This window comes from Streptomyces sp. NPDC052114 (assembly GCF_040680155.1).
Taxonomy (GTDB): Bacteria; Actinomycetota; Actinomycetes; order Streptomycetales; family Streptomycetaceae; genus Streptomyces.
Map to the genome: position 1 here is coordinate 523,828 of NZ_JBFAWC010000004.1, position 18,725 is coordinate 542,552.

Here is an 18,725-nt window from a genome sequence, read left to right on the forward strand (position 1 = left end):
GACTCGCCCGTTCCCGGCCCGCCGGGCACCTGGCCGGATTCCTCCTGTGGCGCGGCACCCTCCTCTACACCATCACGCCCCACGCCAACAGCCTTGACACCACTTGCCACTTGCCGCCCTACTAGACCTTGCGCAGCGACCGTGACAACGTTGTCCAACTCGCAAGGAGGGGCTCGGGGATGCCGCACTCGGCACGCAGACCTCGTTTCAGACACCACCGCCCGCCCGGTCAAGGACCCCGCTCGGCCGTGGCCGCCGGGGCCCTGGCGCTCGCGCTCGTCGCGGCGGCACAGGGGGCCGCCGTCGCCGGGCCCGAGCGGCCTCCCCGTCAGCAGAAGGAGTTCGTCTCCTCCTTCGAGGACGGCGAGGCCCAGCCGGACTGGCTCAGCACCGTCGAGACGGGCCCCGACGGCAGGAAGAAGGCCTCGGGCGTCAACGGCGAGTTCAGCTCCGGGCTGCCCGGCAGCGTCAACGACCACGTCACGGACGTCCGCGCGAGCGGCGAGAACGCGGGCTCGGGCGAGGTCGCGGCGAACCTCGTCGACGGCGAGGCGACCAGCAAGTGGCTGGCGTTCGCGAAGACCGGCTGGGTGGAGTTCGACCTGGACGAGCCCGCGAAGGTCGTGACGTACGCGCTCACCTCCGCCAACGACCACGCCGAGCGCGACCCCAAGGACTGGACGCTCAAGGGCTCGGTCGACGGCAAGGAGTGGACGGTCCTCGACGAGCGCAAGGGCGAGTCCTTCGACGGCCGGCACAAGACGAAGAAGTACGACTTCGCCGAGCCGGGGGACGCGAAGGCCTACGCCCACTTCCGGCTCGACGTCACCGCCAACAACGGCGCCGACGACGCGCTCCAGCTCGCCGACGTCCAGTTCTCGGTGGGCGGCACGCAGGCGCCCGCGCCCGAGGACATGCTGAGCCTGGTGGACCGCGGCCCCAGCGGCTCCCCCACCGCCAAGTCCCGCGCCGGGTTCACCGGCACGCACGCGCTGCGCTACGCGGGCACGCACAAGGCGGACGGCCGCGGCTACTCGTACAACAAGGTCTTCGACGTCAATGTCCCGGTGCGCCGGAACACCGAGCTCGGCTACCGCGTCTTCCCCTCGATGGCCGAGGGCGACCTGGACTACGCCGCCACGAACGTGGCCGTGGACCTCGCCTTCACCGACGGCACCTACCTCAGCGACCTCAAGGCCGTCGACCGGCACGGCTTCCCGCTGAACCCGAGCGGCCAGGGCGCGTCCAAGGTGCTGTACGTCAACCAGTGGAACGACGTCGCCTCGCGCGTCGGCGAGGTCGCCGCCGGCAAGACGGTCGACCGGATCCTCCTCGCGTACGACTCCCCCAAGGGCCCGGCGAAGTTCCGCGGCTGGCTGGACGACGTGTCGCTGAAGGAGAAGGCGCCCGCGAAGCCGAAGGCGCACCCCTCCGACTACGCGGACACCACGCGCGGCACCAACTCCAGCGGCGGCTTCTCGCGCGGCAACACCTTCCCGGCCACGGCCGTGCCGCACGGCTTCAACTTCTGGACGCCGGTGACCAACGCGGGCTCCCTGAGCTGGCTGTACGACTACGCGCGCGGCAACAACGACGACAACCTGCCGACGATCCAGGCGTTCAGCGCGAGCCACGAGCCGAGCCCGTGGATGGGCGACCGGCAGACGTTCCAGATGATGCCGTCCGTCGACAAGGACACCCCGAGCGCCTCGCGCACCAAGCGGGCGCTGCCGTTCAAGCACGAGCAGGAGACGGCGCGCCCGCACTACTACGGCGTGACGTTCGAGAACGGCCTGAAGGCCGAGATGGCGCCGACCGACCACGCCGCGATGATGCGGTTCACCTATCCCGGTGACGACGCGAGCGTGATCTTCGACAACGTCTCCGAGAAGGGCGGCCTGACCCTCGACAAGGAGAAGGGGATCGTCTCCGGCTTCTCCGACGTCAAGTCCGGTCTGTCGACGGGCGCGACGCGCATGTTCGTGTACGGCGTCTTCGACGACGGCGTCACGGCGGGCGGCAAGCTGGAGGGCGGCGGTGGCGGCGACGTCACCGGCTACCTCCGCTTCGCGGCGGGCAAGGACCGCACGGTGAACCTGCGGATCGCGACGTCGCTGATCAGCCTGGACCAGGCGAAGGACAACCTCGCCCAGGAGATCCCGTCCGGCACCTCCTTCGACCGCGTGAAGAACCGCGCGCAGAAGCAGTGGGACGACCTGCTCGGCAAGGTGGAGGTCGAGGGCGCGAGCGAGGGCCAGCGCACGAGCCTCTACTCCAGCCTGTACCGGCTGTACCTCTACCCCAACTCGGGCTTCGAGAAGGTGCGTTCGACGGGCGGCAAGGGGACGTACAAGTACGCATCGCCGTTCTCCCCGCAGACCGGACCCGACACCCCGACCCACACCGGCGCGAAGATCGTCGAGGGCAAGCCGTACGTCAACAACGGCTTCTGGGACACGTATCGCACGACGTGGCCCGCCTACTCGCTGCTCACGCCGAAGAAGGCGGGCGAGCTGGTCGACGGGTTCGTGCAGCAGTACAAGGACGGCGGCTGGACCTCGCGCTGGTCCTCGCCCGGCTACGCGGACCTGATGACGGGGACCTCCTCGGACGTGGCGTTCGCCGACGCGTACGTCAAGGGCGTGAAGTTCGACGCCGAGGCCGCGTACGACGCGGCGGTGAAGAACGCGACGGTGGTGCCGCCGAGTTCGGGCGTCGGCCGCAAGGGCATGGAGAAGTCGCCGTTCCTCGGCTACACGCCCAGCGAGACCCACGAGGGCCTGTCGTGGGCACTGGAGGGCTACCTCAACGACTACGGCATCTCCCGCATGGGCGACGCCCTCTTCAAGAAGACGGGCAAGAAGCGCTACAAGGAGGAGTCGGCGTACTTCCTCAACCGCGCCCGTGACTACGTGAACCTCTTCGACGGCAAGGCGGCGGGCGCGGGCACGAGCGCCGGCTTCTTCCAGGGCAAGGACGCCAAGGGCGTCTGGCGGGTGCCTTCGGAGAAGTTCGACCCGCGCGTGTGGGGCCACGACTACACGGAGACCAACGCCTGGGGCTACGCCTTCACCGCCCCGCAGGACTCGCGCGGCCTCGCCAACCTGTACGGCGGCCGCAAGGGTCTGGGCGACAAGCTCGACACGTACTTTGCGACCCCCGAGACCGGCTCCGCCGAGTTCGCGGGCTCCTACGGAGGCGTCATCCACGAGATGACGGAGGCCCGCGACGTCCGCATGGGCATGTACGGCCACTCCAACCAGGTGGCCCACCACGCGGCGTACATGTACGACGCGGCCGGGCAGCCGGCCAAGACGCAGGAGAAGGTCCGCGAGGTCCTCTCCCGCCTCTACACCGGCAGCGAGATCGGCCAGGGCTACCACGGCGACGAGGACAACGGCGAGCAGTCGGCCTGGTACCTCTTCTCCTCGCTCGGCTTCTACCCGCTCGTCATGGGCAGCGGTGAATACGCCATCGGCTCACCGCAGTTCACCAAGATGACCGTGCACCTCGACAACGGCCGCGACCTGGTCGTGAAGGCGCCGAAGAACAGCGCCGAGAACGTGTACGTGCAGGGGCTGAGGGTCAACGGCAAGAAGTGGACGTCGACGGCGCTCCCCCACGAGGAGATCGCGCGCGGCGGCGTCCTGGAGTTCGACATGGGTCCGAAGCCGTCGGCCTGGGGCTCCGGCAAGGGCGGCCAGCCGACGTCGATCACGCAGGACGACAAGGTGCCGTCGCCGCGCAAGGACGCCCTCAAGGGCGAGGGCGCGCTCTTCGACGACTCCTCGGCGACGGCGGCCACTTCGGACTCCGCCGTGGAGCTGCCGGTCGGCAAGGAGACGAAGGCGGTGCAGTACACGCTGACGTCGTCGGCCGACAAGGCGAAGGCGCCGCGCGGCTGGGTCCTCCAGGGCTCGAAGGACGGCGAGAAGTGGAAGGACCTCGACAAGCGGTCCGGCGAGTCCTTCGCCTGGGACAAGCAGACGCGGGCCTTCACGGTGAGCGATCCGGGGACGTACGGGCACTACCGGCTGGTGCCGGACGGGTCCGCGACGCTCGCGGAGGTGGAGCTCCTGAGCTGATCCGGCGCGGCGGATCGCGGTGACGCGGGGGCGGGAGTGGTGAGTTCACTCCCGCCCCCGTCCGCGTCCCGAAGTGTGCGATGCTGCGGACCCCGGCTCACGACCCGGAGGCCTCCCGCGTGCGGTACTACCTCTATCTGTCCGGCGACAAGCTGGACATGCTGTACGAGCAGATCCCGGCCAAGCTCCTCAAGCGCCTCGCCGTCGAGGCGAAGGTCGACCTCAAGGTGCTCAGCGTCGCCGTGCAGTCGCCGCGTGCCGAGACGAGCACGTACGACCGGCTCGACATCGTCGAGGCCTATCTGGAGCGGGAGTTCGACGTCAGCTGGATGACGGAACCGCGGCCGTGGTTCCGGGGCGACCTGGGCCTGCGGATCGCGGGGTACGGCTCGCCCGAAGGGCCGACGTTCATCACGGGGCGGGAGGGCGACACGGTCGTCGCGCTCATCGGCTCGGCGCGCCATCTGGTCGGGCAGCGCACGGCCCAGGACACGATCCGGGCCTCGTACTCCATGCTGCCGTCGCTGTTCCGGCTCCTGGAGGACGCGCCGGAGGACTGGCCGCGGCAGTACCGGACGCCCCGGGCCGTGACGCCCGCCCACGAGAACCAGGCGCTGCACCAAGTCCTCGAATTCTCCGACTCGTTGACGGTCGCGCCCGTGTACGCCGAGTTCCTCGCCCGGCGCCTGCTGACCGGCACCGTCACCGGACCCGACGGGCGGCAACTGCGGATCGTCGTCGGCACCCCGCTGTACGTGGCGATGGCGGACGAGGACCAGGAGCGGGGGGCCTGAGTGGCGCCGGGCGAGGCGGTCCCGGACCTGATCCGGATGCGGCTGGCCGGGGACGTGGCGGGCCTGCGACGGAGCCTGCGGTCCGAGGACTTCTCGACGGCGCTGGGGGCCGCCGAACTGCTCGGGGACATCGGCGGACCCGAGGCCTGTGAGGCGCTCCTCCACTGCCTGGCGATGCCGGGCCGCTACGCCCGCCATCTGGAGCTGTGGGTCATCTCCCCGCTGGCACGGCTCGGCGAGCGCCGTGCCGTCCCCTTCCTGCTGCGGCGGCTGCGCGGGGAACTGCCGGAGAACTCGACCTGGCCGGAGACGCTGTACGGAGCCCTGGGCACCCTCGGCGGGCCCGAGGCCGTCCGCGAGCTGATCGACGGACTCGCCGCGCCGCACCCCTCGAAGCACGTGGTCGACGCGGTGGCCGCGCTGCGTCCCCCGGAGGCCGTGCCCGCGCTGCTCGCCGCGCTCTGGTCGCTGCTGCCCCGGGACGAGGTGCACGCCGTGCGGGCGCTCGGGGCGATGCGCGATCCGCGGACGGGCGCGCCCCTGCTGTTCCTCGTGGACTCCGAGTCCACCTCTCCCCCGTTGCGCAGGGCGGCCGTCGCGGCACTCGCCGACCTTCCCGAGGAGTCCTGGCCACCGCCAGCCGGTTGGATCCCGGAGATCATGCTGCGCCGGGCGCTGCGGGACCCGGACGCGGCGACCGCGGCGCCCGCGGCCGAGCTGCTCGCCCGCACGAAGACGGGGCGGGACGAGCTGCGGGGCGACCTGATGAACTCCGTGCCGGGCCGCCGCGCCCCGTACCGGACCCCCGACTGTGTCGCCGTCACGGTCTGCGCCTTCATCCAGAAGCGGCCCGACCTCTTCGGTGAGGCACAGGACTACCGCGACGTACCGACCCTGATCGAGCTGCTCGACGAGGCGGCCGTACCGACCGTGCGCAGGGCGGCGGCCGGGGCGCTCGGGGCCGTGGGCGGCGCGGTGGCGACCGTGGCGCTGCTGGCCGCCCTCGGTGACCGGCGGATCGGCGAGGCGGCCGCGCGGGCGGTGGCCCGCCTGCCGCAGCCGCCCGTACAGGCCCTTCTCCTCCTGCTGTCCGGGATCGGCGACGCGACGCAACGCCGTTACTCCGCACGGGCGTTGGGACATCTGGAACACACGGAAGCCGCGCCTCTGCTCCTCGCCGCCGCCCTCGACGAGGAGGAGGCCCCGCGGCTGCGCGCCGCCGCCGTCGACGCGCTCGCGGCCCTGCGCCACCGCCCCGCGGCGGCCGGCCTCGCGTCTCTGGCGGCGGACGACGGGCAGCCCGGCACGCTCCGGGCCCGCGCCCTGCACGCACTGGGACGCATCGCGGCGCGGGAGTCGCTCCCCGTCGTGCTCGCCGCCGTACGGGAAGCGTCGGAGACGGTACGGCTCCAGGCGGCGCAGGCCCTGGGCGCCTTCCCCGGGACCGGGGCGGCCGAGGCGCTGGGGGCGCTCGCGGCCCGGGACGCGGACCGCGACGTCGCGCGGGCGGCCGTCCACGCCCTGGGCCGCATCGGCGCCCCGGCCGCGCCGGTCCTCACCTCCCTGACCCACTCGCCGCGCCCCGAGCTCACCGGCGACCTGATCGCCGCGCTGGCCCGGTGCCCCGGCCCCGAAGCGCTCGCCGGCCTGTGCCGACTGACCGATCCGGCCCAGCCGGAGGAGGTCCATCTGGCGGTGGCCGCGGCACTGGGCGAGCGCGGGGACCCGGCAGCGGCCGTCCCCCTGACAACACTGCTGACGGACGACCACTGGGACTGCCGCGACGCGGCCCTGTCCTCCCTGACGGCCCTCAACACGGAGGAGGCCGACACATACGTACTGACACACCCTCACCCGCCCCACCGGGACACGCGGGCGTTGCGGGCGGCGCTGACGGTCATCGCGGGGCGGCGGGGTGCCCCGGATCAGGGCTGATCCTGGTCGGGGACACCCCGGCGCCGAAAGGGGATCAGGCCGTGTGCAGCGTCAGCCCGTAGCGCTGGAGGATTTCGTTCACCGGCTGGAACCACGTCTCGCCGCCGCTGCTGCAGTTGCCCCAGCCGCCGGACGTCACGCCCTGGGCCTGGTCGCCGCTGATGAACGAGCCGCCGGAGTCGCCGCCCTCGGCGCAGACGCTGGTCTTGGTCAGCTGGTGGACGACGGTGCCGTCGGAGTAGTTGACGGTCTCGTTCTTGGCGAGGAGGTTGCCGCAGTGCCACTTCGTCGTGGAGCCGGAGCGGCAGATCGACGAGCCGACCGGCGCCTCCGCCGAGCCGCGGACCAGCTGGTCCGGGATGGTGCCCCAGCCGAGCACGACCGGGACGGTCCACCAGCCGTTGCCCACGGACACCCAGGCGTAGTCGTTGTCGGGGAACGAGGAGCCCTGGAACGAACCGATGTCGGAGCCGTCCCAGCCGCGCACCCCCGCACCGGCCTTGCCGCAGTGCCCGGCCGTGACGAAGCCGCCGTGCACGGAGAAGCCGATGGAACAGCGGACGTTGCCGGTGTAGTACGGGTCGCCGCCGACGGTCCCGGCGGCGAAGGTGCTCGGCGCGTCCGCGACCGTGCCGACCTGGACGGGAGCGGTGGCGCGGACCTTCCGCAGGAAGCTCTTGACATCGTTGTCGGCACGGTGCCCTTCGACGACGTCCACGACGACGCGGTTCGCCTTGACGTCGACCCGCCAACTGGCGACGTTCTTCGGGGCCTTGAGCTTGTCGACCCGGGCCTTGGCCGCGTCGAGCCGCGCGGCGCTGTGCTCGACGACGCGGACGTCGGCGCCCGCCTCGCGCACCTCCGCGGCGGCGCCCGGCCCGGTGACGGCGACGGCGAGCCGACCGCTCCCGGCGTCGAACCAGGAACCGGCGTACGCCGCGCCGGCCGCCTTGCGGGCCGCGCGCTCGGTCTTGACGGCCTGCCGCTCGTCGGCGAGGCGCTCGCGCGCGGCGGCGGGGGTGAGGCCGAGGTCGCGCTTCATCGCGTCGAGGAGGGCCGGGGAGGCGGGCTGCCGGGACTCCGGCGCCGGGGCGGGGTCCGCGGCAGCGGCGGGGGCCAGGCCGGTGGCGGTGAGGCCGGCGGCCGCGCAGGCGGTGGTCAGGAGCACGGCGGACAGGCGGAGGCGTGCGCTGGTCTTGCGTCTCACAGGAGGACCTCTCGTCGTTCCAACAGGGCGGTAGTGGAGCGGAGTTGAGATCTGAGAGCGCTCTCAGCTCATGGTGCGGCAGAGCGTAGAGAGCGCACGCGGCCAAGTCCAGACCTACGGCGCCCGGCGCTCCGTTTCCGATGCGCGGACCACGGCCGCGCGCGCGTCCGGAGCCATGCCCGTGCGGCGCGGGGCGCCCACGCCGCCGCTCCCGGAAAATCCAGGTGCGCGCCCGCCGCCCACCGGCTACGGTCCCTCTCATGTCCGGGACCAAGTAACTCCAGGTGCCCCACCCGCCCCGCGGGTCCGTGGCACGGAAGCGACCTGTCTTCCTCAGCCCCCGCCGCTCACCGGCCAGGGGCCGACCTGGAGTGCCCACTTCATGAACATCCCTACGCGGGACCGCCGCGCCCTCAGCCTCGCGCTGCTCTCCCTCCTCCAGTTCCTCATCGCGATCGACGTCACCGTCGTGAACGTCGCGCTCCCGTCCATCGGCGCCCGTTTCGGCGCCGAAACGGCCTCCCTGTCCTGGGTCGTCACGGGCTACACGCTCGCCGGCGGCGGCCTGTTGCTGCTCGGCGGGCGGCTGACCGATCTGCTCGGCAGGCGCCGGATGTTCCTGCTCGGCGCCGTCCTGTTCGGCGCCGCGTCCCTCGCGGCGGGGCTCGCGCCGAACCTGGAGACGCTGATCGCCGCGCGGTTCGCGCAGGGCGTGGGCGAGGCGCTCGCCTCCCCCGCCGCCATGTCGCTGATCGCGCTCCTCTTCCCCGCACCCGCGGAGCGGGCCAAGGCACTCGGCGTCTGGGGCGCGATCTCCGCGAGCGGTCTCGTCGTCGGCGTCCTGCTCTCCGGCGTCATCGTCCAACTCCTGGACTGGCGCTGGATCTTCGGGGTGAACGTGCCGATCGTGACGGCCGTCGTCGCGCTCACTCCCCGGCTGGTGCGCGCCGACGGGCCGCGCCCCTTGGGCGGCCGGCTCGACCTGCCCGGCGCGGCACTCCTCACCGGCGGACCGCTCGCCCTCGTCCACGGCGCGCTGAGCGGATCGGTGGCCTCACTGCTCGTCGGGGCGGTGCTCCTGACCGCGTTCGTCGCCGTCGAGGCGCGTACGGACCACCCGCTCGTGCCGCTCGCCTTCTTCACCCACCGCGCCCGCGCCGTCGCCAACGCCGCGACGATTCCGCTCAGCGCCGGACTCTCCGCGATGTTCTTCCTGGTCACCCTGTATCTCCAGGACGTGGTCGGACTCGGCCCGTTCCAGGCCGGGTTGGCGTATCTGCCGTTCTGCGCGGTGCTGCTCGCCGCCATCCGTGCGGCGTCCTCGCTGATCGGCGCGCTCGGCATGTGGCGCACGGCGCTGGCGGGTCTGCTGCTCACGGCGGCCGGGCTCGGGTGGCTGGCACGGCTGCCGGACGAGGGCGGCCTGTGGGTGGACGTGCTGCCGGGGATGCTGCCCGTGGCGGCCGGGATGGGGCTCGGGCTGCTCGCCCTGCAGAACGCCGCGCTGTCCGACGTCACGGAGGCGGACGCGGGCGCCGCGTCCGGGGTGCAGCGCTCCGTGGACCAGCTCGGCGGTTCGCTGGGCCTCGCGGTCCTGGTGGGCGCGGCGGTCGGCGGCGGTGCGACCCAAGCGGTCGATTTCCGGGCGGCGTTCGCGTGGGCGGCGGCAGGCGTGCTGGTCACGGCGGTGGCCGTGGCGCTGACCGGTCGCCGCGGTCGGTAGGAGAACCGGACTCGACAACGCGATGTCGCCGAGCCTAAGATCCCCGGCGACATCGCGTGTCGGTCACCGGCCGGGTGAGGCATGGAGGTGTCGGGAGATGCCTTCTGGAGGCATTCCTTGTCAGTCGAGTTGAACCACACGATCGTCCACGCCCGGAACAACCGGGAGTCCGCCGACTTCTTCGCGGACCTGCTGGGCCTTGAGATCACCGCGGAATGGGGCCCGTTCATCGCGGTGGACCTGAGCAACGGCGTCACGCTGGACTTCGCCACCATCCCCGCCGAATCGATCACTCCGCAGCACTACGCCTTCCTCGTCTCCGAGGCGGAGTTCGACGCGGCGTACGCGAGGATCAGCGAACGCGGCATCACGCACTGGGCCGACCCGCACCAGAAGCAGCCCGGCGAGATCAACCGCAACGACGGCGGGAAGGGCGTCTACTTCCTGGACCCGTCGGACCACGCCATGGAGCTGATCACGGTGCCGTACGGCGGCCGGCCCGTCTCGTGACCGCAATCCCCTGATTTCGGGATACCGGGGTGCGGGGTGCCCCTGGGACCTTCGTCGCATGAAGTGCGGGACGGTTCCAGAGCGCGGCCCGCACCCGGACGGGAGAACCGAAATGACGCGATGGACGGCCACACGCGTGTGGCGACCGGTACTGGCCCTCACCCTCGCCACGGGCGCCTTCCTGGGCGCCACCGGGCGGGCCCCGGCGGCTGATGACCAGCAGGACCGGCAGGCCCGGCAGGCGGAGGCGGCGGCCTCCGGCTATCTGAACCTGCATCAGTGCGCGTACTACGCGAGCAGCCTCGACGACCACTTCAACACCTTCGTGACGCCGAGCGGCGACGGACGCTACTCCACCGGCACGAAGCACTCCGCGAGCGCCGACACCACGGCGGCCTGCGGCGCGGGGAACGGCAACCACGTACCCGTCCCGCTCCTGCACGGCGTCAAGGCGCTGGACCTCACCGCCGGGCGCTACCTCAACCTCCAGCAGTGCGACTACTACCGGAGCGCGAGCACGGACCGCTTCACCACCCTCGTGACGCCGAGCGGCGACGGACGCTACTCCACCGGCACGAAGGTCTCGAACACCAAGGAGACCACTCCCACCTGCGGTCCGGGCAACGGCAACCACGTACCCAACCCCGGTCTCTCGGGCTCCCTGCCCCTGGACCTGACCGCGGGCCGCTACCTCAACCTGCACCAGTGCGTGTACTACTCGGAGCGGCTCAAGAGCCACATGACGAGCGTGGTGCCCGCCCCGGACGCGCGGTACACGACGGGCACGAAGATCTCCGACACCCAGGAGACGAGCCCGAACTGCGGCTCCGGCAACGGCGACTACGTACTTGTCCCGCTGCTGTCCGCCGTGAAGAACATCCCTCTGAGCTGATCACCCGCGGCGACGCGCGCGGTAGGCGCGTTGCCGGCAGGCGGGTGAGCAGTACGTCCGGGGCCGTCCGCGCGACGATCGCGTGACCGTCCCCCGGCAACCGGGGCAGAACGCCGGCCTTTCGTCACACGGAGGGCCGGCCGCCGCGTTTTCGTCACGCGGGGGCCCGCCCGCCGCGTCGCCACGGGCCGTGCGGGCTGCGGTGACGATGTCGGAGCCCGGGAAGCGCCCGCGCGGAGTGCGCGCGGTCAGCTCGGCGTCCATGATGGTGCAGTTCCCCGCGATGTCGTCGCTCGTGCAGTTCAGCGCGTGGCGGAGGTACCCCCGGGCCGCCTCCAGCTCCGCGATCGTCCGCTCCAGTCGCACGAGTTGGGCGTCGATGGCCTCCTGCCAGGCCGCACGCGTGCCCTTCCCCGAGGTGACGACGGCGGCCTGGTCCAACGGCATCCGCCCCACCACACAGCACAGATAGGCGAGGCCGAGGCGGCGCAGGTCGATGTCGCCGTAGCGCCGCTTGCCGCCGTCGCGGGCGGGCGGATCGAGCACGCCCTGCCGCTCCCACCACCGCACCGTGGACGGCGCCAGGCCGTACAGGGCCGCCGCTTCGCCGATGAGGACCGCACGTCGCCGCGTCATGAACTCAGTTGACATCAAGACGACTTGAGAAGGCAAGGTCTGACTTAGGTAAACCTAAGTAGCTGCGTTCTCGCGGCGGAGGGGTTCTGTCATGACATCAGACACGTCCATCGAGTACGTGGAGACCGTCGTCATCGGCGCCGGACAACAGGGGTGCGGCGTGGCCGGGGCCCTGGCGGAGCTCGGGCGCGAGGCGCTCGTCCTGGAGCGGGGTGAGATCGGCCAGGCCTGGGCGCACGAACGGTGGGACAGCCTGCTGGTCGGGAGCGGGAACCGATCGGTGCGCTTTCCCGGCCGGGAGTACGACGGCGACGACCCCGACGGGTTCATGTCGGGGCCCGAACTGGCCCGGCGCCTGCGGCGGTACGCGCAGGAGAGCGAGCTGCGGGTGCGCGAGCACACGCCCGTCCGGGAGGTCGAGTGCCTGCCGGACGCCTCGGAGCACGACGAGGTGAGGTTCAGGACGCGGCTGTCCGCCGGAGGTGTCGTCGAGTCCCGCAACCTGGTGGTGGCGGTGGGCGGTTACGCCGCACCCCGCACCCCCGCCCTCGCCGCCGACGTCGACCCGTCCGTCCACCAACTGCACTCCCGCTACTACCGCAATCCCGCGGCCCTGCCGGACGGGGCGGTGCTCGTGGTCGGCGCGGGCATCAGCGGCCAGCAGATCGCGCACGAGCTGGCGGGCGCCGGGCGGCGCACCTTCCTGGCGGTCGGGCGGCATCGCGCGTGGCCGCGCCACTACCGCGGCCGCGGCCTCCTCGAATGGCTGTCGGCGCTCTCCCTGTACGACGACTTCGGGACCGTGGGCGGCGACGGCGGCCCCGTCCTGCCGGGCCTGCCGGTGACCGCCGTACGGGACAAGCGCGAGGACCTCAACGTCGGCACCCTGGCCGCGCAGGGCGTCACCCTGGTCGGCTCCGTGCGTGCGGCCGACGGCCGGACGCTCCTCCTCAAGGACAACGTCGTCGCCGTCGCCGAGGAGTCCGCCCGCTCCTTCCGGCACGCCGTCGACACGATCGACGCCCGCATCCGCCGACGGGGCTTCGTGGCGCCGGAGGAGAAGCCCGTCCCCGAGGTCCCCATGGAGCACGTCGCCGACTTCGGCGAGCGGCTCGACCTGGCACACCACGGCATCACATCGATCGTCTGGTGCACCGGATTCGGTCCCGACTACCGCATCCTGCCGCGGCACGTGCTCGACGCGAACGGGGCGCCGCTCCAGGACAGAGGTCTCCTCGGAGCCCTCCCCGGCCTGTACTACGCCGGGCTCCCGGACGGGAACTACGTGGTCCCGGTGGGCATCTCGGCGAACGTGGAGAACGGCCGGGCCCTCGCCCGCCTGATCCACGTCGACCACGTCATGCGCTCGGGCTCGCCGGAGTCGCTGGTCACGAGGTGAGCACCACCGCATGAGAACGCGGAAAGGGCCGCACCCCCGGACGTATCCGGGGGTGCGGCCCTCAGCCGCCTGCCCTGACCGCTTACTTGCGGATCAGGCTGCGCAGCACGTACTGCATGATGCCGCCGTTGCGGTAGTAGTCCGCCTCGCCGGGGGTGTCGATGCGGACGACCGCGTCGAACTCGACGCCGGTGTCGGTGGTGACCTTCACCGTGCGGGGGGTCGAGCCGTCGTTCAGCTCGGTCACGCCGGTGATGGAGAAGGTCTCCTCGCCGGTCAGGCCGAGGGAGTCGGCCGACTGGCCCTCCGGGAACTGGAGCGGAAGGACGCCCATGCCGATGAGGTTCGAGCGGTGGATGCGCTCGTACGACTCGGTGATGACGGCCTTGACGCCGAGGAGCGCGGTGCCCTTGGCGGCCCAGTCGCGGGACGAGCCGGAGCCGTACTCCTTGCCGCCCAGGATGACGAGCGGCGTGCCCTGCTCGATGTAGTTGCGCGAGGCGTCGTAGATGAACGACACGGGGCCGTCGGCCTGCGTGAAGTCGCGGGTGAAGCCGCCCTCGGTGCCCGGCGCGAGCTGGTTGCGCAGGCGGATGTTGGCGAACGTGCCGCGGATCATGACCTCGTGGTTGCCTCGGCGCGAGCCGTAGGAGTTGAAGTCGCGGCGCTCGACGCCGTGCTCCGTGAGGTACTTGCCGGCCGGGGTGTCGGCCTTGATCGCACCGGCGGGCGAGATGTGGTCGGTGGTGACCGAGTCGCCCAGCTTGGCGAGGACGCGGGCGCCCGCGATGTCCTCGACGGGGGACGGCTCGTGGGCCATGCCCTCGAAGTAGGGGGGCTTGCGGACGTACGTCGACTCGGCGTCCCACTCGAAGGTGTTGCCCGTCGGGATGGACAGCGCCTGCCACTGGGCGTCGCCCGCGAAGACGTCCTGGTAGGACTTGTTGAACATGTCCTCGCCGATGGCGTTCGCCACGACGTCGTTGACCTCGGCCTCGGAGGGCCAGATGTCCTTGAGGAAGACCGGCTTGCCGTCCTGGTCGGTGCCGAGCGCCTCGGTCGTGATGTCGACCTTCATCGACCCTGCGATGGCGTACGCGACGACCAGCGGCGGGGACGCCAGGTAGTTCATCTTGACGTCGGGGTTGATGCGGCCCTCGAAGTTCCGGTTGCCGGAGAGGACGGACGTCACGGCCAGGTCGTGGTCGTTGACGGCCTTCGAGACCTCCTCGGGCAGCGGGCCCGAGTTGCCGATGCAGGTGGTGCAGCCGTAGCCGACGAGGTTGAAGCCGACCTTGTCGAGGTAGGGCGTCAGACCGGCCTTGTCGAAGTAGTCGGTGACGACCTTCGAGCCCGGGGCGAGGGTGGTCTTGACCCACGGCTTGCGGGTCAGGCCCTTCTCGACCGCCTTCTTCGCGACGAGGGCCGCGGCCACCATCACGTAAGGGTTCGAGGTGTTGGTGCAGGACGTGATGGCCGCGACCGTCACCGCGCCGTGGTCGATCTCGTAGGTCGAGCCGTCGGGGGCCGTGACCGTGGTCGGCCGCGACGGGACGCCGTTGGTGGTCGCCGGGGCGTCGGAGGCCGGGAAGGACTCCTGGCCGGCCTCGTCCGCGGTGTCGACGTAGTTGCGTACGTCGAGGGCGAACTGCTGGGCGGCGTTGGCGAGGACGATGCGGTCCTGCGGACGCTTCGGACCGGCGATCGAGGGGACGACCGTGGAGAGGTCGAGCTCCAGCTTCTCGGAGAAGTCGGGCTCGGCGGCCGGGTCGAGCCAGAGGCCCTGCTCCTTGGCGTACGCCTCGACGAGCGCGACCTGCTGCTCGGAACGGCCGGTCAGCTTCAGGTAGTTCAGCGTCTCGCCGTCGATCGGGAAGATCGCGGCGGTGGAGCCGAACTCCGGCGACATGTTGCCGATGGTGGCGCGGTTGGCGAGCGAGGTGGCGGCGACGCCCTCGCCGTAGAACTCGACGAACTTGCCGACGACGCCGTGCTTGCGCAGCATCTCGGTGATCGTGAGGACCAGGTCGGTGGCGGTGGTGCCGGGCTTGAGCTCACCGGTCAGCTTGAAGCCGACCACGCGCGGGATGAGCATGGAGACCGGCTGGCCGAGCATCGCGGCCTCGGCCTCGATGCCGCCGACGCCCCAGCCCAGGACGCCCAGGCCGTTGACCATCGTGGTGTGCGAGTCGGTGCCGACCAGCGTGTCGGGGTAGGCCTGGCCGTTGCGGACCATGACCGTGCGAGCGAGGTGCTCGATGTTGACCTGGTGGACGATGCCGGTGCCCGGGGGGACGACCTTGAACTCGTCGAAGGCGGTCTGGCCCCAGCGCAGGAACTGGTAGCGCTCCTTGTTGCGGCCGTACTCCAGCTCGACGTTCTGGCCGAAGGCGTCGGCGGTGCCGAACTTGTCGGCGATGACGGAGTGGTCGATGACCAGCTCGGCCGGGGCCAGCGGGTTGATCTTCGCGGGGTCGCCGCCGAGCTCCTTCACGGCCTCGCGCATGGTGGCGAGGTCCACGACGCAGGGCACGCCGGTGAAGTCCTGCATGATCACGCGGGCCGGCGTGAACTGGATCTCCTGCGAGGGCTGGGCCTGCGAGTCCCAGTTGCCGAGGGCACGGATGTGGTCGGCGGTGATGTTCGCGCCGTCCTCGGTACGGAGGAGGTTCTCCAGCAGCACCTTCAGGCTGTAGGGAAGGCGTGCGGAGCCCTCGACCTTGTCCAGCTTGAAGATCTCGTACGACTCGTCGCCCACGCGCAGCGTGCTGCGGGCGTCGAAGCTGTTCGCCGACACGACAGTCTCCTTCATATGTGTGCGCGTTCCATCACATCCTGCCGCCACGACTCCTCGTCGATCCGCTAAGGTAAGGCTTAGTTAGGTAACCCTTACCGGGTGGCGGCTACTGGTGCGCCTCGGCAGATATCTCGATGTCGAGATAACCCTAGTACATCACCCATGGGTACGACGAGGCGTGTCCGCATGCCCTGGGTCACGCCGCCCGCCGCGCGCCGCCGCGTTTCTCCGGACATTTCACCGGTCGCCCGCCACCCGCGCGGTGACCACCACCGTCGCGTAACGCGCCGTGAAGGTGCCGCCCAGCGTGTCGACGGCGGCGCCGACCGCGGCCAGGACCTCGGACCGCCGGTCCGCCGGGAGGCGGGTGAGCGAGCCCTGGGTCGGCAGCTGGTCCAGCCACGCGTCACGGGTGTAGGTCCACTCCCAGTCGAAGCGCCACTCCTCCGGCGCGGCGAGGCCGTCCGCCCGCCGTATGCCGTCGGCGGCCAGGTCGAGCAGGGGCCGGTACGGGTCATCGGTCCTGAGCGGCGCCGCCGCCACCGCCATCGGCGAGTCGGGCGCCACGCGCCGGTACGCCTCGGCGAAGGCCTCCGAGACGGCGGGCGGCAGTTCGGGGACGTTCCAGAACACCGCCAGACGGCCGCCGGGGCGCAGCACGCGTGCGGCCTTGGCGGCGCCCGCGACCGGGTCGACCCAGTGCCAGGCCTGACCCGCCACCACCGCGTCGTACCGCCGCCCCGCCGGGTCCCAGTCCTCGAAGGCGGCCACCTCCACCGTGACCCCGAGCCGCTCCGCCGCCTCGGCCATGCGCGTGTCGGGCTCGACCCCGAGGACCGCGCAGCCGGCCGCCCGGAGCTGCCGGGCCACGATGCCCGTGCCGCAGCCGACGTCGAGGACGGCGGGTGCGGGGGCGCCGTCGGCGATCCGGGCGACCAGGGCGTCGGGGTAGCGGGGCCTGGCCCGGTCGTAGCGCTCGGCGTCGACGCCGAAGGACTCGGCCACCTGACGGTGTCGGTGCGGCTGGTTCTCGGGGATAGTGGGCATGCGCCCACTCTGAGTGGGCGCATGCCCACTCGTCAACGGGACGAACGGGATCAGCGAGAGAAGGGCGGACCATCCGTGCCGACAGGGGTCGCCATCCGCGATGTGCGCGAGCAGCTCTTCGACGCGGCCGAGCGCGTGCTGCTGCGGTCGGGTCCGAACGCGCTGACCAGCCGCGCGGTCACCACGGAGGCGGGCTGCGCCAAGGGGGTGCTGCACCGCCACTTCGCCGACTTCGACGCCTTCCTCGAAGAGCTCGTACGCGACCGGATCGCCCGCGTCGACGCACGGGGCGCCGCCCTGTGCGCCACCGCGGGGACGGGCACGGTGGCGGACCGGGTCACCGGCGCCCTGACGGACCTGTTCGGCTCGGTCGCCCTGGCGATCCTCGGCCTGGTCACCGCGCGGGACACGCTGCGGGCCCGCCTGCGCGCGACCACACCGGTCGGCCTCCCCGTCCTGACGGAGGCCGGCACGGCACTGACCGCCTATCTCACGGCCGAACGCGACCTCGGCCGCCTGACCCCGGACGCCGACGTCGACACGCTCGCGCTCACCCTGATCGGCAGCGGCCACCTGCTCTTCGCGGGCCGCGAAGGCGCCCGGCCGCCGGCCGATGAGGTCCGCAGGGTCGTGGGGACGGTGCTTGCGGGGGTGCTGCCGCCGTCCTCATGACGCGGGCGGCCGTACCTCCGTGACGTCGGACGACGCGCGCACGAGCAGACGGGCCGGTACGGCGACCGGGCCCGGTGGCGTCGTGCAGCTGCCCTCGATCAGGTCGACGAGGAGCGTCACCGCCGTGCGGGCCGTGCGGTCCGGGTCGAGGGTGACCGTGGTGAGCGGGGGTGTCGTGCGGGCGTAGGCGGGGTCCTCGCTCGCGCACACCACGCGCAGGTCGTCCGGGACGCGCAGGCCGTGCCGGTGGGCGGCGGTCAGGAGTTGGCGGCCGCCGGGGTCGTAGGCGGCGTAGAACGCGTCGGGGCGGTCGGGGGTCCGCAGCAGGGGGTCGAACGCGTGGCCGTGGGTGTCGGTCACGTCGAAGGGCACGATCAGCGCGGGCGCGCCGCGCTCCGCGCACCAGTGTTCGTACGCCGCCGTCACCGCGTGGGCGTAGTGCTCGTCGCCGTTGCCCGACTGGAGGGCGACGCGGCGGGCGCCGGACGCGGCGAGGTGGTCGAGGACCTCGCGGGTGGTGCTCTCGTGGTCGTTGTCGACCCAGTGGTCGCCGGGGTGCGGATCGCCGGGGACGCCGTCGAAGACGAGCGGGATGCCCCGGGCGCGCAGGGCGCGCGCCATGGGGTCGCCGCGCGGGCTGTCCATGATCACCATGCCGTCGACGGCGAGGCCGTGCCAGGAGTCGTCGGCGGCGCGGTCGGCGGGGAGCGTGGTGAGGGCGTAGCCGCGCGCGTGGGCGGCCGAGGTGGCGGCGCTCACCGCACGCGAGAAGTAGGCGATCTCCGTGTAGTTCCAGGCGGCCGGAAAGGTGGTGACGGCGATGCCGATCGTGCGGCTGCGCGGGCCGTGGGGGGTGCCGTAGCCGAGCCGGGTGGCGGTCTCGCGGACCCGGCGGCGGGTGGCCTCGCCGATCCGGCCGGTGCCGTTGAGGGCGTGCGAGACCGTCGCGGTGGACACCTCCGCGGCACGGGCGATGTCGGCGAGAGTCGGCCCTGGCACGCGGCACATCGTACGGAGTCCGGTGGCGG

General features: G+C 72.0%; 13 protein-coding genes. 8 read left to right on the top strand and 5 right to left on the bottom strand.

All coding sequences use genetic code 11. The features are described from left to right. Nucleotides 1–179 precede the first annotated feature (179 nt). The 3 genes from AB0L89_RS12125 (at nucleotide 180) to AB0L89_RS12135 (ending at nucleotide 6,814) form a co-directional block, all read left to right on the top strand. Nucleotides 180–4,085 carry a GH92 family glycosyl hydrolase gene (locus AB0L89_RS12125; protein ID WP_365138433.1) on the top strand — a complete coding sequence of 1,302 codons (3,906 nt, stop codon included), beginning with the start codon at nucleotides 180–182 and terminating at the stop codon, nucleotides 4,083–4,085. A gap of 80 nt (nucleotides 4,086–4,165) precedes the next feature. Beyond that, nucleotides 4,166–4,879 (top strand): SAVMC3_10250 family protein, encoded by a 714-nt coding sequence (locus AB0L89_RS12130; protein ID WP_365138436.1) that lies wholly within the window; start codon nucleotides 4,166–4,168, stop codon nucleotides 4,877–4,879. Continuing rightward, entirely contained in the window at nucleotides 4,880–6,814 is a 1,935-nt protein-coding gene (locus AB0L89_RS12135) for a HEAT repeat domain-containing protein (RefSeq protein WP_365138439.1), read from the top strand. Between the two features lie 34 nt (nucleotides 6,815–6,848). Here the strand turns inward: AB0L89_RS12135 and AB0L89_RS12140 are convergent, their stop codons facing one another. Beyond that, the gene (locus AB0L89_RS12140; RefSeq protein ID WP_365138442.1) at nucleotides 6,849–8,021 is read right to left on the bottom strand and encodes a S1 family peptidase; all 1,173 of its coding nucleotides are present in this window, start codon (nucleotides 8,019–8,021) and stop codon (nucleotides 6,849–6,851) included. A gap of 382 nt (nucleotides 8,022–8,403) precedes the next feature. On the opposite strand from AB0L89_RS12140, the gene AB0L89_RS12145 reads away from it, so the two are divergent. The 3 genes from AB0L89_RS12145 (at nucleotide 8,404) to AB0L89_RS12155 (ending at nucleotide 11,146) form a co-directional block, all read left to right on the top strand. Beyond that, nucleotides 8,404–9,744 carry an MFS transporter gene (locus tag AB0L89_RS12145; RefSeq protein ID WP_365138445.1) on the top strand — a complete coding sequence of 447 codons (1,341 nt, stop codon included), beginning with the start codon at nucleotides 8,404–8,406 and terminating at the stop codon, nucleotides 9,742–9,744. A gap of 117 nt (nucleotides 9,745–9,861) precedes the next feature. After that, nucleotides 9,862–10,254, top strand: coding sequence for a VOC family protein (locus tag AB0L89_RS12150; RefSeq protein WP_365138448.1), 393 nt, complete (start codon nucleotides 9,862–9,864; stop codon nucleotides 10,252–10,254). Nucleotides 10,255–10,366: 112 nt separating this feature from the next. Further along, the gene (locus AB0L89_RS12155) at nucleotides 10,367–11,146 is read left to right on the top strand and encodes a hypothetical protein (protein ID WP_365138450.1); all 780 of its coding nucleotides are present in this window, start codon (nucleotides 10,367–10,369) and stop codon (nucleotides 11,144–11,146) included. Here AB0L89_RS12155 and AB0L89_RS12160 read toward each other — a convergent pair whose 3' ends face one another. Then, nucleotides 11,147–11,782 carry a MerR family transcriptional regulator gene (locus AB0L89_RS12160; protein ID WP_365138452.1) on the bottom strand — a complete coding sequence of 212 codons (636 nt, stop codon included), beginning with the start codon at nucleotides 11,780–11,782 and terminating at the stop codon, nucleotides 11,147–11,149. Between the two features lie 91 nt (nucleotides 11,783–11,873). Between AB0L89_RS12160 and AB0L89_RS12165 the strand changes: the two genes are divergently transcribed. Then, nucleotides 11,874–13,181, top strand: coding sequence for an NAD(P)-binding domain-containing protein (locus tag AB0L89_RS12165; protein WP_365138455.1), 1,308 nt, complete (start codon nucleotides 11,874–11,876; stop codon nucleotides 13,179–13,181). An 82-nt stretch (nucleotides 13,182–13,263) separates the two neighbouring features. Here the strand turns inward: AB0L89_RS12165 and acnA are convergent, their stop codons facing one another. Both acnA and AB0L89_RS12175 read right to left on the bottom strand, forming a co-directional pair. Further along, nucleotides 13,264–15,978 carry an aconitate hydratase AcnA gene (gene acnA, locus AB0L89_RS12170; RefSeq protein ID WP_365138458.1) on the bottom strand — a complete coding sequence of 905 codons (2,715 nt, stop codon included), beginning with the start codon at nucleotides 15,976–15,978 and terminating at the stop codon, nucleotides 13,264–13,266. 237 nt (nucleotides 15,979–16,215) lie between these two features. After that, nucleotides 16,216–17,025: a class I SAM-dependent methyltransferase gene (locus tag AB0L89_RS12175; protein ID WP_365138461.1), complete on the bottom strand. Its 810-nt coding sequence runs from the start codon at nucleotides 17,023–17,025 to the stop codon at nucleotides 16,216–16,218. A 75-nt stretch (nucleotides 17,026–17,100) separates the two neighbouring features. On the opposite strand from AB0L89_RS12175, the gene AB0L89_RS12180 reads away from it, so the two are divergent. After that, nucleotides 17,101–17,697 (top strand): TetR/AcrR family transcriptional regulator, encoded by a 597-nt coding sequence (locus AB0L89_RS12180; RefSeq protein ID WP_365138464.1) that lies wholly within the window; start codon nucleotides 17,101–17,103, stop codon nucleotides 17,695–17,697. Here AB0L89_RS12180 and AB0L89_RS12185 read toward each other — a convergent pair. Further along, complete coding sequence (locus tag AB0L89_RS12185; RefSeq protein ID WP_365138467.1) at nucleotides 17,692–18,705, bottom strand: LacI family DNA-binding transcriptional regulator; 1,014 nt, start codon at nucleotides 18,703–18,705, stop codon at nucleotides 17,692–17,694. The two genes, AB0L89_RS12180 and AB0L89_RS12185, sit on opposite strands and share 6 nt — an antisense overlap. Nucleotides 18,706–18,725: the final 20 nt, after the last annotated feature.